Raw genomic sequence first — 13,107 nt, 5'->3', positions numbered from 1 at the left:
TCAATCTAATTTAGCACCTATTGATACAATTGCTTGGATTCAATTACTTGTAAACCATTTGGCCTGAAGGCGCGTACTTGTTCACGTCAACCGGGCTGTTTGCTTCTAGGTACTCTTTCAGTACTTCAGCATCAACAAAACCAGTATTTACGTAACCTGGGTGATCAGACAGTTTAGGGTAACCGTCACCACCAGCAGCGTTAAAGCTTGGTACTGTGAAACGGTAAGTTTCGTCTAGACGAAGCTGTTTGCCACCGATGAATACATTCGATACTTCACCGTTCGCTACTGTCATAGAGATACCAGCAAACTGAGCGTAAGCACCAGAATCGATTGGTTTAGTCGCTACTACATTTAGGTAATCCAGAACTTCTTTACCCGTCATGTCTGTGTAAGTCAGGATGTTTGCAAAAGGCTGTACCTTCAGTACATCTTTGTAAGTAACATTACCGGCTTCAATTGAGTCACGAACGCCACCAGAGTTCATCACAGCGAAGTCTGCTTTTGCACGCTCCATGTGAGAAGTCGCAATCAAACGACCTAGGTTGGTCTGTTGGAAACGAACGACGTTACGATCGCCTTCAAGCTTGCCATTTGTCTCAGCGATTTGAACTTCTAGCTGTGCCTGACCTTGCTCTTGGAAAGGACGTAGGAATTCAAGTAGCTCTGGGTCTTGTGCGATTTCATCTTGAATAAGAACACGTTGCTTCTTACCGTCAATCTTAACTTTCTTCTTAAGGTTAACTGGAATCAGGTCGTAGCTCACCATTTCTAGTTCGCCGTTACGGAATTCGTAATCAGCACGACCTACGTACTTGCCCCACTCATGAGCTTGAACGATGTAAGTACCATTCTGTACGTCAGGCTTACACTCATCACCCGGCTTGAAGTTTTTCTTCGCAACGTTAGGGCCTTCCATACATACAGGCTCTTGAGAGTGACCACCAACGATCATGTCTAGATCGCCTTCGTTTAGGTAACGAGCAAGTGCGACGTCACCCGGAGCATTAACACCACGTTGACCGTTCTCGTAGTGACCCATATGAGTCACAGCAAAGATTAGATCAGGTTTTTCTGTTTCTTTAAGTTCAGCGATTAGCTTCTTCGCTTCTTCTTTAGGATCACGGAAGTCGATGCCTGCGATAAATTCAGGGTTACCAATCTTTTGAGTATCTTCAGTTGTTAAACCAATAACCGCAATCTTGATGCCTTGCTTTTCGAACATCTCGTAAGCTTGGAACTTACGTTCACCTGTCGCTTTATCGTAGATGTTTGCAGATAGCATTGGGAAATTAGCCCAGTCAATCTGCTTTTCTAGTACGTCTAAAGAGTTATCAAACTCGTGGTTACCCAATGCCATTGCATCGTAACCAATTTTGTTCATACCTTTAAAATCAGGTTCTGCGTCCTGAAGGTCTGACTCTGGAACACCCGTGTTGATGTCACCGCCAGATAGAAGCAACACGCTACCGCCTTCTGCTTCAACTTCTGAACGAAGTTGGTCAACTAGCGTTTTACGTGCAGACATGCCGTATTCGCCGTATTTATTCTGCCAGAAACGACCATGGTTATCGTTTGTGTGAAGAATCGTTAGCTTGTAAGTTTCGTCTTGGTTCCAATCATGAGCTGATTGAGACGCACACCCAGCTAGAGTAGCTAGGATTGCAGCACTTAGTGCTGTCTTTAGAATAAGGCGTTGCTTCATTGTCATACCTTTGAACTTTTTAGGGAATCCACTGCTTTTTATAATCTATTGCGACCCCTTTCCTGGAGTTCGAACAATAAGACTTCAACATGACTAATCTTAAATTAACATTCTAGATGTAACACGACGATTTCATATTTATGTCGAATTGGTCACGCATAGGTCAACAGTTAAGTGTAACAAAATTATGAGATTACACTCAAACTTCCCCTGCATCACAAGCAATCGTTTACTTACAAAGTGTGATGAATATCAGCAATTTACTGCAAACAGGACTGACCTCACACTCATATAAGAGTTTCTTAGGTAATAACCCGCCACGTTAACAACTCTTTAAATGAACGGTTTATGTTCGGCTGATTTTACGAGATAAAAAAAAGCCCAATTCAGAGAACTGGGCTTTCTTAGATCAACTTTGTTAAATAACGTTTCCGTTACTTCACATCCATCTCAATTATTTAATATCAATATGCTCAAAGCCTTTGATAAGGTCATCAAGTGCTTTCATCTGCTTCAAGAACGGCTCTAGTTTGTCTAGAGGTAGCGCAGATGGGCCATCACAACGAGCTTGGTCTGGGTTTGGGTGAGCTTCAATGAACAGACCCGCAATACCCGTAGCAAGACCCGCTTTAGCAAGTTCAACCGTTTGCTCACGACGACCGCCAGATGCAGCACCTGATGGGTCACGCATTTGTAGAGAGTGCGTCACGTCGAAGATGATTGGGCTACCGTTTGAAGACTTCTTCATTACGCCAAAGCCAAGCATATCCACAACAAGGTTATCGTAACCCATGCAAGCGCCACGCTCACAAAGGATGATGTTGTCATTACCGCACTCAGCGAACTTATCAACGATGTTGCCAACTTGATTCGGGCTCATGAACTGAGGCTTCTTCACGTTGATTACTGCGCCAGTCTTAGCCATTGCTTCAACAAGATCAGTTTGACGAGCTAGGAATGCAGGTAGTTGGATTACATCAACCACATCCGCAACTGGCTGAGCTTGAGCTTCTGTGTGGATATCAGTAATGATCTTCACGCCGAAAGTATCTTTCAGCTCTTGGAAGATTTTGAGACCTTCTTCCATTCCTGGACCACGGTATGAATGAACTGAGCTGCGGTTCGCTTTATCAAAAGACGCCTTAAATACGTAAGGGATGCCCAGCTTCTCGGTTACTTTTACATAGTGCTCACAGATCTGCATAGCAAGATCACGAGATTCAAGAACGTTCATGCCTGCAAATAGCGTAAATGGCTTGTCGTTAGCAATTGGCATATCGCCAATGTGAACTGTTTTTTGTTCCATCATATTCTCTCTAAATAATTATTAATTAGTGAACTACCACTGTCTTTTCGTTCATGACGTTCACTTGAGATTTCAGTAACTCAGATGCAGGGTCATCTGGGCATTGGTCGATAAAGTATTGATAATCGGTTGCGGCCACTTGGTGACAGTCTAGCTGCTGATAGATAAAACCGCGGTCACGGATTTCATACGGATCATCCGGCACAAACGTTAACGCAAGATCGGTACACTTCAATGCAAGTGTATAACGCTCTTCTCGCAGCAGTGCACTCTTGAGCAGGGCTAACCACTTACCAATAATCGTTGGGTGGTCGGCGACTTCTAGGTGCTCAGGTTTCACCTTAGCTAATGGGCCATCATGGCCAATTAGCCATGCTCGCAGCGTTTGTTCGCCAACGTACTCACCGTTATAAGGGTTAATGTAGGCCGCAGCTTGCCCGTACCAACTTACTTTAAGTAAGAATTGAGTCGGAAAAGAGACGCCCTCTACAGGAAAGCCTAGCTTGCGACCTAGAAAAAGAAAGATCGCCCCCAGACTCACTGGAATGCCTTTCTTTCTCTCAAGCACTTTATCGATGAACGCGTTTTCCGAAGAGAAATACGCATCTTTATCGCCAGCAAAGCCCCATTCATAAAAGAATAGTCGAATAAAAAATTCAAACTTCTGCTGTTCATCGGTTTCATTAACCAAAGCAAACTCGGCGTCTTTTAACAATCTCGCCAGCTCTTGCTCTGCCCAACTGTCTTGAGTTTCTGGGTTAATCGCTTTATTTAAGATCAATGCACCTTCAGCTAATTCTAGCTGGTCAAAGTCTTCATCAAAAAATTCGTACATAGATAGTTAACCGAAATAAGGAGATAATTAACCGAAAAATGTTGGTGTCTTGGTCATTGCGATTTTGCCTGCCATCGCTAACCAGCCTAGCGCACCAAAGAAAGAGAATACTCTCAGTAGCTTGTTTTTACCTAGCTTAAGCGCAAAGAAACCTAATGCGATGTAAGCCATAACACAAGTTAGTTTTTCGGTTAACCATGGTGCTGCTGGTGTAAATGGAATAAAGCCAGTGATGAAAATCAAACCAATACCCGATAGCAATAGCAACGAGTCATTGATATGAGGGAAACGCTGCAAGAAAGGATGCTTAAGCTTAGGTGAGTTAGCCATCATAAGAGCGAAACGAATCGAGAGAAGTAGCGCACTTATAGCAATCGTTAATAGGTGAAAATGTTTTAGACCTTCGTACATGGTATTCCTTTATATTTTTATATGTGCTTTCGTTAACACGAGCCTCACAATACCCGTTAATGCTCTGTAGTTCTGCATAAAATCTCTGTATTTCTGCGTTAAATGCATTATCGGGTTAAATGTATTGTCGAGTTAAAGGTATCAATTTAGCAAGTTCATCATCCATTGCTCACAAGACGATTAACAATCACTAACTATGAACAGTAACGACCCAATGTCACTCGGTCATTACCACCGTAATCTTTCTCTGTGACAACATCGAGATAACCGAGCGCCTGCATAATCTCACGAACTGCCAAACCTTGGTCATAGCCGTGTTCAAATGCTAACCAACCTTCATTTTCCAAAAAGCCACGTGCGTTTTCAGAAATGTATCGAATATCTGCAAGCCCTTTCTCTTCAGCAACCAGTGCTGTGATCGGCTCAAAACGCACATCGCCTTGAGACAAATGAGGATCATTCTTCTCAATGTATGGCGGGTTAGAAACAATCAGAGAGAATTTCACAACGCCTTCAGAGCTCAAAGGCTCAAACCAACTACCATGCAAAAAAGTCGCATTGGTGATGTTGAGACGCTGTGCATTCTCTGTCGCAAGCTGCTGCGCTTCAGGGCGAAGATCAATACCCGTCACCTGTCGATTCGGCATCTCAGACGCCAATGCTAACGCGATAGCACCTGTACCTGTCCCTAAATCGAGAATCGCGCCTTGCTTGCCAAAGGTTTTATCCAACGCTACTTCAACCAAACGCTCGGTATCTGGGCGTGGGATTAATGTAGAAGGGGAAACTTTTAACGGCAGTGACCAAAACTCACGCTCACCGATAATGTAAGCCACAGGCTCACCGGTTAAGCGACGTTTTAGAAGGGCATTGAATTCAGACTCTTGCTCAGAGGTGAGATGCTTCTCAGGCCAAGTCAGTAGGTAAGATCTTGGTTTATCTAAGGCGTGACAAAGCAGTACCGCGGCATCAATAGAGGGTGATGTGTTATCACCCTCTTGAAGCTTTACGATTGCTGCTTTTAAAGCACTTTCAACCGTATATGCTGACTGCATACTGGTTAGTTGTTCTCTGCAAGTGCAGCAAGCTGATCGGCTTGGTGCTCTTGAAGTACAGGATCAAGCAAGCTTTGCATGTCACCTTCAAGTACTTCGTTAAGACGGTAAATTGTAAGGTTGATACGGTGATCCGAAACACGGCCTTGTGGGTAGTTGTACGTACGAATACGGTCACTACGGTCACCCGAACCTAGTAGGTTACGACGTGTATCAGAAACCGCTGCCGCGCGGCGCTCTTCTTCTGCTTGAACAATACGAGCAGCAAGAACAGCCATCGCTTTCGCTTTGTTTTTATGCTGAGAACGCTCGTCCTGACACTCTACTACTGTACCCGTTGGTAAGTGAGTAATACGGATTGCTGAATCCGTGGTGTTAACGTGCTGACCACCCGCGCCTGATGCACGGAAAGTATCAATTTTAAGGTCGCCCGCTTTGATTTCTGGAAGATCCGCTTCTGGGATCTCAGGCATAACCGCAACCGTACATGCTGACGTGTGAACACGGCCTTGAGATTCGGTTTCAGGTACACGTTGTACACGGTGACCGCCTGACTCAAACTTCATGGTGCCGTAAACAGCGTCGCCACTAACCTTAGCGATCATCTCTTTGTAGCCGCCTTGCTCAGAAGCATTGCTGCTCATGATTTCAACACGCCAACCTTTCTTCTCAGCAAACTTAGAGTACATACGGAACAGGTTGCCCGCGAAGATACCTGCTTCATCACCACCCGCACCTGCGCGGATTTCTAGGAAACAGTTACGCTCATCGTTTGGATCTTTTGGAATAAGAAGAATCTGTAGCTCATCAGTCAGACGCTCAATTGCTGCTTTCGCATCTTTGATTTCATCTTGAGCCATTTCACGCATTTCTGCGTCGTCTTCGTTTGCCATCTCTTCAGCAGCTTCTAGATCTTCTTTCGCTTGCTGGTATGACTGGAAGCAAGCTGTCACTTCTTCAAGTTGAGAGTATTCTTTCGAAAGTGCACGGAATTTGTCTTGATTCCCGATTACATCTGGATCACCAAGTAGATGTTGAACTTCTTCATAGCGTTCAACAAGTGTTTCAAGCTTTACTAGAATCGAGGCTTTCATAATGTCTTATCTTGTTGGAGGTCTAATATTATTGAGGGTTTTCTAAGCCCAAACTCTGTCTAATGACCATTAATTTTGCAGGTTCTCCTTGCTCAGCTGCACTTTGAAGTGCGCGCGTTGGAGCATGGATCAATTTGTTTGTGAGCTTATTGCTGAGCTCGAGTAAAACTTTTTCAGGGTCACCGCCAGCGGCAAGCGATTGTAAACTTTTACTTAATAATTCTTCGCGGATTTCGTTAGCCGATTTACGGTAATCTCGAATACTGTCTACCGCTTGTAAAGAGCGCATCCAACTCATGAACGCGGCACTTTCTTCACTGACGATCGCTTCAGCTTGAATCGCTTCAACTTTACGTTGTTCGATATTGCCATCAACAATCGACTGCAAATCATCAACCGAATAAAGGTAGGCATCATTTAGATCACCAACCTGCGATTCCACATCACGTGGAACGGCAATATCAACCAATAACATCGGCTGATGCTTTCTTGTTTTTAGAGCAGTCTCAACCATACCCTTACCGATAATAGGCAATGGACTTGCGGTTGAGCTAATTACGATGTCCGCTCGATGAAGATGATCAGGGATCTCATTCAAGCTGATCACTTCAGCACCAAATTCTTCTGCTAGCCCTAGAGCACGTTCTCGAGTTCGGTTCGCCACAATCATTTTTGTACAGCCATTCGCCGAAAGGTGCTTAGCCACCAGTTCAATGGTTTCACCCGCACCAACCAGTAACACGGTTGAATCTGCGATGGATTCAAAAATATGCTTGGCTAAGGTACAGGCTGCGTAAGCTACAGAAACCGCGCTTCCGCCGATTTCAGTTTCAGTTCGAACACGCTTCGCAACAGAAAATGATTTCTGGAATAGTTTTTCCATTGAAGCATCAACGGATTTGTTCTCTCGCGAGTCCGTATACGCTTGCTTCACCTGACCTAAGATCTGCGGTTCACCCAAGACTAAAGAGTCCAAACCACAAGCAACGCGCATTAAGTGTTTAATCGCCGCCTGCTCTTCATGGATATAAAGGCTTGGCTTTAGCTCTTCTGGGCTAACTTGATGGAAAACCGACAACCAATCGATGAGTTTGTTTTTAGCCACGCCTTTAACGTCGCAATACACTTCAGTTCGATTACAGGTAGAAAGTATGACACTTCCATTCACGTGTGCATTTGCGTTAAGTTGCTTGAGTGCCTCAGATAATTTATCTGGACCAAAAGCGACTTTTTCTCGCAATTCAACCGACGCTGTATTGTGATTGATACCTACGGCAAGCAAAGACATGTATCAGAAGTTCTCGATCAGGGAATGGAAACAAGGGGCGAATTTTACTTGATGCATGGCTCTATTTAAAGAGCAAGCGGGATTTGTTTTCCTGAGTTCGTGAATTCAATGCTATAGTTGAAGCGTTTTTTAGATAAATTTGAACAAGTTGTGAGCAAATATGAGCAAACTTCGTAGAATCACGTCTCTTATTTTTATGACCATAATTATGGTGGGTTGCTCGTCTATACCTGAACAACCGACCAGTGTTGAGTGGCAAAGTCACCAAAACCGACTTCTACAGATAGAAAACTACCAAGCCTCGGGCAAGCTCGCCTACATTTCTCCAGAGCAGCGCCAAAGCCTAAATTTCATTTGGAAACATTCACCAAATCAAAGTCAATTAAGGCTCACTACTTTTCTCGGTCAAACTGCACTGAACCTAACCATAGATCCATCGGGTGCAAAAGTCGTGACCTATGGCGATCAAGTATTTACTCATGCGAGCGCTTCAGTCTTGGTTGAGCAGCTGACAGGTTTACAGATCCCTATTGATCACCTGCCACAATGGTTCCTTGGCATTCCAGACCAAGCCGATAGCTACCAATTGAACACGACCAACACGCTTGAATCTCTCACCAAACAAGTCAGCAACCAATTATGGACACTGAGTTTTGCTAACTATCGCAATACAGAGATGCCGAATAAGCAACTATCGGGTGAAGACAACACTAAGGTAGAGATAATCCCACTCCCTACTCGATTGTCATTCAAGCAAGACAATAACAAAATCAACATTGTAGTTTCGAAGTGGACACTGAAAAGATGATAACAACGCCAACCCATTGGCCTTCTCCGGCTAAACTGAATTTATTTCTCTATATCACTGGTCGACGTGACAATGGCTATCACGAACTTCAAACTTTATTTCAGTTTGTCGATTTTGGTGATGAACTGACGGTTACCGCAAACTCAGAAACTAGCTCGATCACAATCACACCAGAAATCCCTGGGGTAGCACTTGAAGACAACCTGATCTGGAAAGCCGCTACTGCGCTACAGCAATATACCTCAACCTGTTTCGGTGCCGATATTGAACTCAAGAAAGTACTGCCTATGGGTGGCGGTATTGGCGGAGGCTCTTCAAATGCAGCAACCGTGTTGGTCGCTCTGAATTATTTATGGCAACTCAACCTGTCAGACGATCAACTCGCCGAGATCGGTTTGAAGCTTGGTGCTGACGTTCCTGTCTTCGTTCGAGGCCACGCCGCCTTTGCTGAAGGGGTTGGAGAACAATTGTCACCAGCTAATCCGGATGAAAAATGGTATCTAGTCGCCAAACCTCAAGTGAGCATAGCAACTGCAGACATATTCAAACATTCAGAATTAACTCGAAATACGCCAAAGCGAGCGCTAGCAACGCTTCTAGAGCAAGAATACGTAAACGATTGCGAAAAAATTGTGCGAATGCTGTACCCAGAGGTTGATAAGCAACTTTCATGGCTGCTACAATACGCGCCGTCGAGATTGACTGGTACAGGTTCGTGCGTTTTTGCTGAATTTAACAGCAAAAAAGAAGCCGAATTGGTGCGAGAACAACTGCCTGACACAGTTTCCGCTTTCGTAGCGAAAGGAAGAAACATTTCTCCTTTAAAAGAAACTCTGGCTGAATACCAATCAGCCCACCCACAATCTATTTAAAACTGGACGCAACCCGAGGTTTCCACCGTGCCTGATATGAAGCTATTTGCTGGTAACGCAACACCTGAACTAGCCCAACGTATTGCTGATCGTCTATACATCTCTCTTGGCGATGCTACTGTAGACCGTTTTTCTGATGGCGAAGTCGCTGTTCAAATCAATGAAAACGTTCGTGGTAGCGATGTATTCCTGATTCAATCAACTTGTGCACCAACCAATGACAACCTAATGGAATTGGTGGTAATGATTGACGCAATGCGCCGTGCTTCAGCTGGCCGTATTACTGCTGTAATCCCTTACTTCGGTTATGCCCGTCAAGATCGTCGTGTACGTTCTGCTCGTGTGCCAATTACTGCAAAAGTTGTTGCAGATTTCCTTTCTAACGTTGGCGTTGACCGCGTTCTTACTATCGACCTACACGCAGAGCAAATCCAAGGCTTCTTCGATGTACCTGTTGATAACATCTTCGGCACTCCAGTTCTTCTAGAAGACATGGCGAACCGTGGCTTAGAAAACCCAGTTGTGGTTTCTCCAGACCTTGGTGGTGTTGTACGTGCTCGTGCTACTGCTAAAGCGCTAGGTGATGTTGACATCGCTATCGTTGATAAGCGTCGTCCACGTGCTAACGTTTCTGAAGTAATGAACCTAATCGGTGATGTTGAAGGCCGTGACTGTGTGATCGTTGATGACATGATCGATACGGGTGGCACACTATGTAAAGCAGCTGAAGCGCTAAAAGAGCGCGGTGCTAAGCGTGTATTCGCTTACGCAACTCACGCTGTTTTCTCTGGTACTGCTGCGAACAACATCAAGAACTCTGTTCTAGACCAAGTTATCGTAACGGATTCTATCTCTCTATCTCCAGAGATGGCTGCGACGGGTAAAGTGACAACACTTAGCCTTTCTCGCATGCTTGCTGAAGCGATTCGTCGTATCAGCAACGAAGAATCAATCTCAGCGATGTTCAACTAATCAAAGCCCAATAGCTTTTTTTACAAAAGCTTGGTTTTAGAAACACGCGAGAGAAAGATATTAAGCACTTCAGTCAATGAAGTGCTTTTTTTATGTCTGAGTAATATTGCACTGCTAGTTATCACAAACAGGAATAATCGCGCAGCTATCAGCTAGCTCGCACCTTTTTCATAAACTGTGATATCATACGGCGCTTTTTGAAATCCCAAGAGAGATCCATACCTTGAGCCAACAAATAAAACTTCTCGTTGGACTGGCTAATCCAGGTCCAGAATACGCCAAAACTCGCCACAACGCGGGCGCTTGGGTAGTTGAAGAATTAGCGCGTGTACATAACGTGACACTAAAGAACGAACCAAAGTTCTTTGGCCTAACGGGTCGTATCATGGTTCACGGTGAAGATCTTCGTTTGCTGATCCCAACGACTTTTATGAACTTGTCAGGCAAAGCAGTTGCAGCCTTAGCAAAGTTCTACCAAATTAAACCAGAAGAGATCATGGTCGCTCACGATGAGTTAGATCTGCCTCCTGGTATTGGAAAGTTTAAAAAAGGTGGTGGTCATGGCGGACATAATGGTCTGAAAGACATCATCAGCAAGCAGGGTAACAATAAAGAATTCTATCGTCTTAGATTAGGCATCGGCCATCCAGGACACAAAGATAAAGTTGCAGGTTATGTATTAGGCAAAGCTCCTCAAAAAGAGCAAGAGTGTATCGAGGCCGTCGTTGACGAATCGGTTCGCAGCCTAGACATCTTATTAAAAGATGGCCTACCAAAAGCACAAAATCGCTTACATACGTTCAAAGCAGAATAAGGTTTATATCATGGGTTTTAAATGTGGCATCGTTGGTCTACCAAACGTTGGTAAGTCAACTCTGTTTAACGCACTGACTAAAGCAGGCATCGAAGCAGCAAACTTTCCATTTTGTACGATCGAACCAAACACAGGTATCGTTCCGGTTCCAGATCTACGCTTAGATGCATTAGCAAAAATTGTTAATCCACAGAAGATCCTTCCAACGACAATGGAATTCGTAGATATCGCGGGCCTAGTTGCTGGCGCATCTAAAGGTGAAGGTCTTGGTAACAAATTCCTAGCTAACATCCGTGAAACTGACGCTATCGGTCACGTTGTACGCTGCTTTGAAAATGAAAACATTGTTCACGTTGCTGGCAAAGTATCTCCAATTGAAGATATCGAAGTGATCAACCTAGAACTTGCACTGGCTGACTTAGACAGCTGTGAGCGTGCAATTCAACGTAACGCGAAGAAAGCGAAAGGCGGCGACAAAGACGCTAAATTCGAAATCACTGTACTAGAAAAGCTACTTCCAGTTCTAACTGAAGGTGGTATGGCACGTACTGTTGAACTTGGCAAAGAAGAAGCGGCAGCAATCGGCTACCTAAACTTCCTAACGCTTAAGCCAACAATGTACATCGCAAACGTTGCAGAAGATGGTTTTGAAAATAACCCATACCTAGACGCTGTTCGTGAATACGCAGAAAACGAAAACAACGTTGTTGTTGCTGTTTGTGCAGCAATCGAATCAGAGCTTTCTGAGCTTGATGACGAAGATCGCGAAGAGTTCCTTGCGGATATGGGTATCGAAGAACCAGGTCTTAACCGAGTGATCCGCTCTGGTTACGAACTACTGACTCTTCAGACTTACTTCACAGCTGGTGTTAAAGAAGTTCGTGCTTGGACAATCCCTGTAGGTGCAACTGCGCCACAAGCAGCGGGTAAGATCCACACAGACTTCGAGAAAGGTTTCATCCGTGCTGAAGTTGTTGGATTCGATCACTTCATCGAATTTAACGGTGAGAGCGGTGCGAAAGACGCAGGTAAATGGCGCCTTGAAGGTAAAGAATACATCGTTAAAGATGGTGACGTTGTTCACTTCCGCTTCAATGTATAATTCTGATTAAACATCTAGAAAAAAGGCCAGTGAATTCACTGGCCTTTTTGTTTTTCCCCTTTCTAAATTGTCTCTCACCAGAAACTTAACTTCCTATATATATCGCCTTTTAGACCTGTTTTTTGTCGACAAATACGCCTCTTTGCCTAAAAAGAAACCGAACAGATGTTTATTCGCGATTTATTCAAAAAAAAAGTTGACGGGTTTCACTCAACTCCGCATAATGCGCCCCGTTCACAGCGAAGCGGCAACGTTTCGAAATGAGCAACAATATGGAAATGGCTACTTAGCTCAGTTGGTTAGAGCACATCACTCATAATGATGGGGTCGCAGGTTCAAATCCCGCAGTAGCCACCATTTCCTAAGCACTCTATTTGATATTAAAGTTTGTCTTTAGTAACAAAGAGTTTTTAGGAAATAACGCGGTCGTGGCGGAATTGGTAGACGCACCAGATTTAGGTTCTGGCGCCGAGAGGTGTGAGAGTTCAAGTCTCTCCGACCGCACCATATTTAGAATGTGTTTAAGATATCATTGTTGGGCTATCGCCAAGCGGTAAGGCACCGGCTTTTGATGCCGGCATTCCCTGGTTCGAATCCAGGTAGCCCAGCCACAATTTAAAGTGTAATTATCTTTAAAAAGATAATGGCATTGAAAGCAAGATTATATTATATTGTCTCGCTCTCAGATGGCTACTTAGCTCAGTTGGTTAGAGCACATCACTCATAATGATGGGGTCGCAGGTTCAAATCCCGCAGTAGCCACCATTCTTTCTTCGAGAAAGAAAAGACAACGTTATATTGAATCACCAATATTCAGTATGACTATAAAGATTTGCTGCGGTCGT

12 protein-coding genes and 4 tRNA genes are annotated in these 13,107 nt (G+C 44.3%); 9 read left to right on the top strand and 7 right to left on the bottom strand.

The window, feature by feature from the left end; translation table 11 throughout:
• Positions 1-43: 43 nt before the first annotated feature.
• The 7 genes from ushA to hemA all read right to left on the bottom strand — a co-directional run bounded on the left by ushA (position 44) and on the right by hemA (position 7,694).
• Complete coding sequence (ushA, locus tag AB4154_RS04980; protein WP_229647678.1) at positions 44-1,705, bottom strand: bifunctional UDP-sugar hydrolase/5'-nucleotidase UshA; 1,662 nt, start codon at positions 1,703-1,705, stop codon at positions 44-46.
• Between the two features lie 454 nt (positions 1,706-2,159).
• On the bottom strand, positions 2,160-3,014 hold the full coding sequence (gene kdsA / locus AB4154_RS04975; protein ID WP_017069619.1) for a 3-deoxy-8-phosphooctulonate synthase: 855 nt from the start codon (positions 3,012-3,014) through the stop codon (positions 2,160-2,162).
• Positions 3,015-3,036: 22 nt separating this feature from the next.
• On the bottom strand, positions 3,037-3,846 hold the full coding sequence (locus AB4154_RS04970) for a SirB1 family protein (RefSeq protein WP_017062315.1): 810 nt from the start codon (positions 3,844-3,846) through the stop codon (positions 3,037-3,039).
• A gap of 27 nt (positions 3,847-3,873) precedes the next feature.
• A complete protein-coding gene (locus AB4154_RS04965) occupies positions 3,874-4,257 on the bottom strand; it encodes a SirB2 family protein (protein WP_009848726.1) in 384 nt (127 codons plus the stop codon).
• A 194-nt stretch (positions 4,258-4,451) separates the two neighbouring features.
• Entirely contained in the window at positions 4,452-5,312 is an 861-nt protein-coding gene (prmC, locus tag AB4154_RS04960; RefSeq protein ID WP_017062314.1) for a peptide chain release factor N(5)-glutamine methyltransferase, read from the bottom strand.
• Positions 5,313-5,317: 5 nt separating this feature from the next.
• Positions 5,318-6,406, bottom strand: coding sequence for a peptide chain release factor 1 (prfA, locus tag AB4154_RS04955; protein ID WP_017062313.1), 1,089 nt, complete (start codon positions 6,404-6,406; stop codon positions 5,318-5,320).
• A 28-nt stretch (positions 6,407-6,434) separates the two neighbouring features.
• Positions 6,435-7,694: a glutamyl-tRNA reductase gene (gene hemA, locus AB4154_RS04950; RefSeq protein ID WP_017062312.1), complete on the bottom strand. Its 1,260-nt coding sequence runs from the start codon at positions 7,692-7,694 to the stop codon at positions 6,435-6,437.
• Positions 7,695-7,854: 160 nt separating this feature from the next.
• Between hemA and lolB the strand changes: the two genes are divergently transcribed.
• From lolB to AB4154_RS04905, 9 genes are all read left to right on the top strand, one after another.
• Entirely contained in the window at positions 7,855-8,502 is a 648-nt protein-coding gene (gene lolB / locus AB4154_RS04945; RefSeq protein ID WP_372118438.1) for a lipoprotein insertase outer membrane protein LolB, read from the top strand.
• A complete protein-coding gene (gene ispE, locus AB4154_RS04940; protein WP_170962373.1) occupies positions 8,499-9,374 on the top strand; it encodes a 4-(cytidine 5'-diphospho)-2-C-methyl-D-erythritol kinase in 876 nt (291 codons plus the stop codon). Before lolB ends, ispE begins: the two co-directional genes overlap by 4 nt.
• Positions 9,375-9,401: 27 nt before the next feature.
• Positions 9,402-10,346 carry a ribose-phosphate pyrophosphokinase gene (locus tag AB4154_RS04935; RefSeq protein ID WP_004739814.1) on the top strand — a complete coding sequence of 315 codons (945 nt, stop codon included), beginning with the start codon at positions 9,402-9,404 and terminating at the stop codon, positions 10,344-10,346.
• A gap of 223 nt (positions 10,347-10,569) precedes the next feature.
• Positions 10,570-11,160 carry an aminoacyl-tRNA hydrolase gene (gene pth, locus AB4154_RS04930; RefSeq protein ID WP_004739815.1) on the top strand — a complete coding sequence of 197 codons (591 nt, stop codon included), beginning with the start codon at positions 10,570-10,572 and terminating at the stop codon, positions 11,158-11,160.
• 10 nt (positions 11,161-11,170) lie between these two features.
• Positions 11,171-12,262, top strand: coding sequence for a redox-regulated ATPase YchF (gene ychF, locus AB4154_RS04925; protein WP_010439159.1), 1,092 nt, complete (start codon positions 11,171-11,173; stop codon positions 12,260-12,262).
• 280 nt (positions 12,263-12,542) lie between these two features.
• Positions 12,543-12,619, top strand: a tRNA-Met gene (locus tag AB4154_RS04920).
• Positions 12,620-12,684: 65 nt separating this feature from the next.
• Positions 12,685-12,769: transfer RNA gene (locus AB4154_RS04915), tRNA-Leu, on the top strand.
• A 29-nt stretch (positions 12,770-12,798) separates the two neighbouring features.
• Positions 12,799-12,873: transfer RNA gene (locus AB4154_RS04910), tRNA-Gln, on the top strand.
• 77 nt (positions 12,874-12,950) lie between these two features.
• Positions 12,951-13,027: transfer RNA gene (locus tag AB4154_RS04905), tRNA-Met, on the top strand.
• Positions 13,028-13,107 lie beyond the last annotated feature (80 nt).

Source organism: Vibrio sp. 10N.286.51.B11 (assembly GCF_041469245.1).
In the GTDB taxonomy this organism is placed as follows: Bacteria; Pseudomonadota; Gammaproteobacteria; order Enterobacterales; family Vibrionaceae; genus Vibrio; species Vibrio crassostreae_C.
Note: the sequence above shows the minus strand (reverse complement) of the source record. Positions and strands in the feature narration are given on the sequence as shown.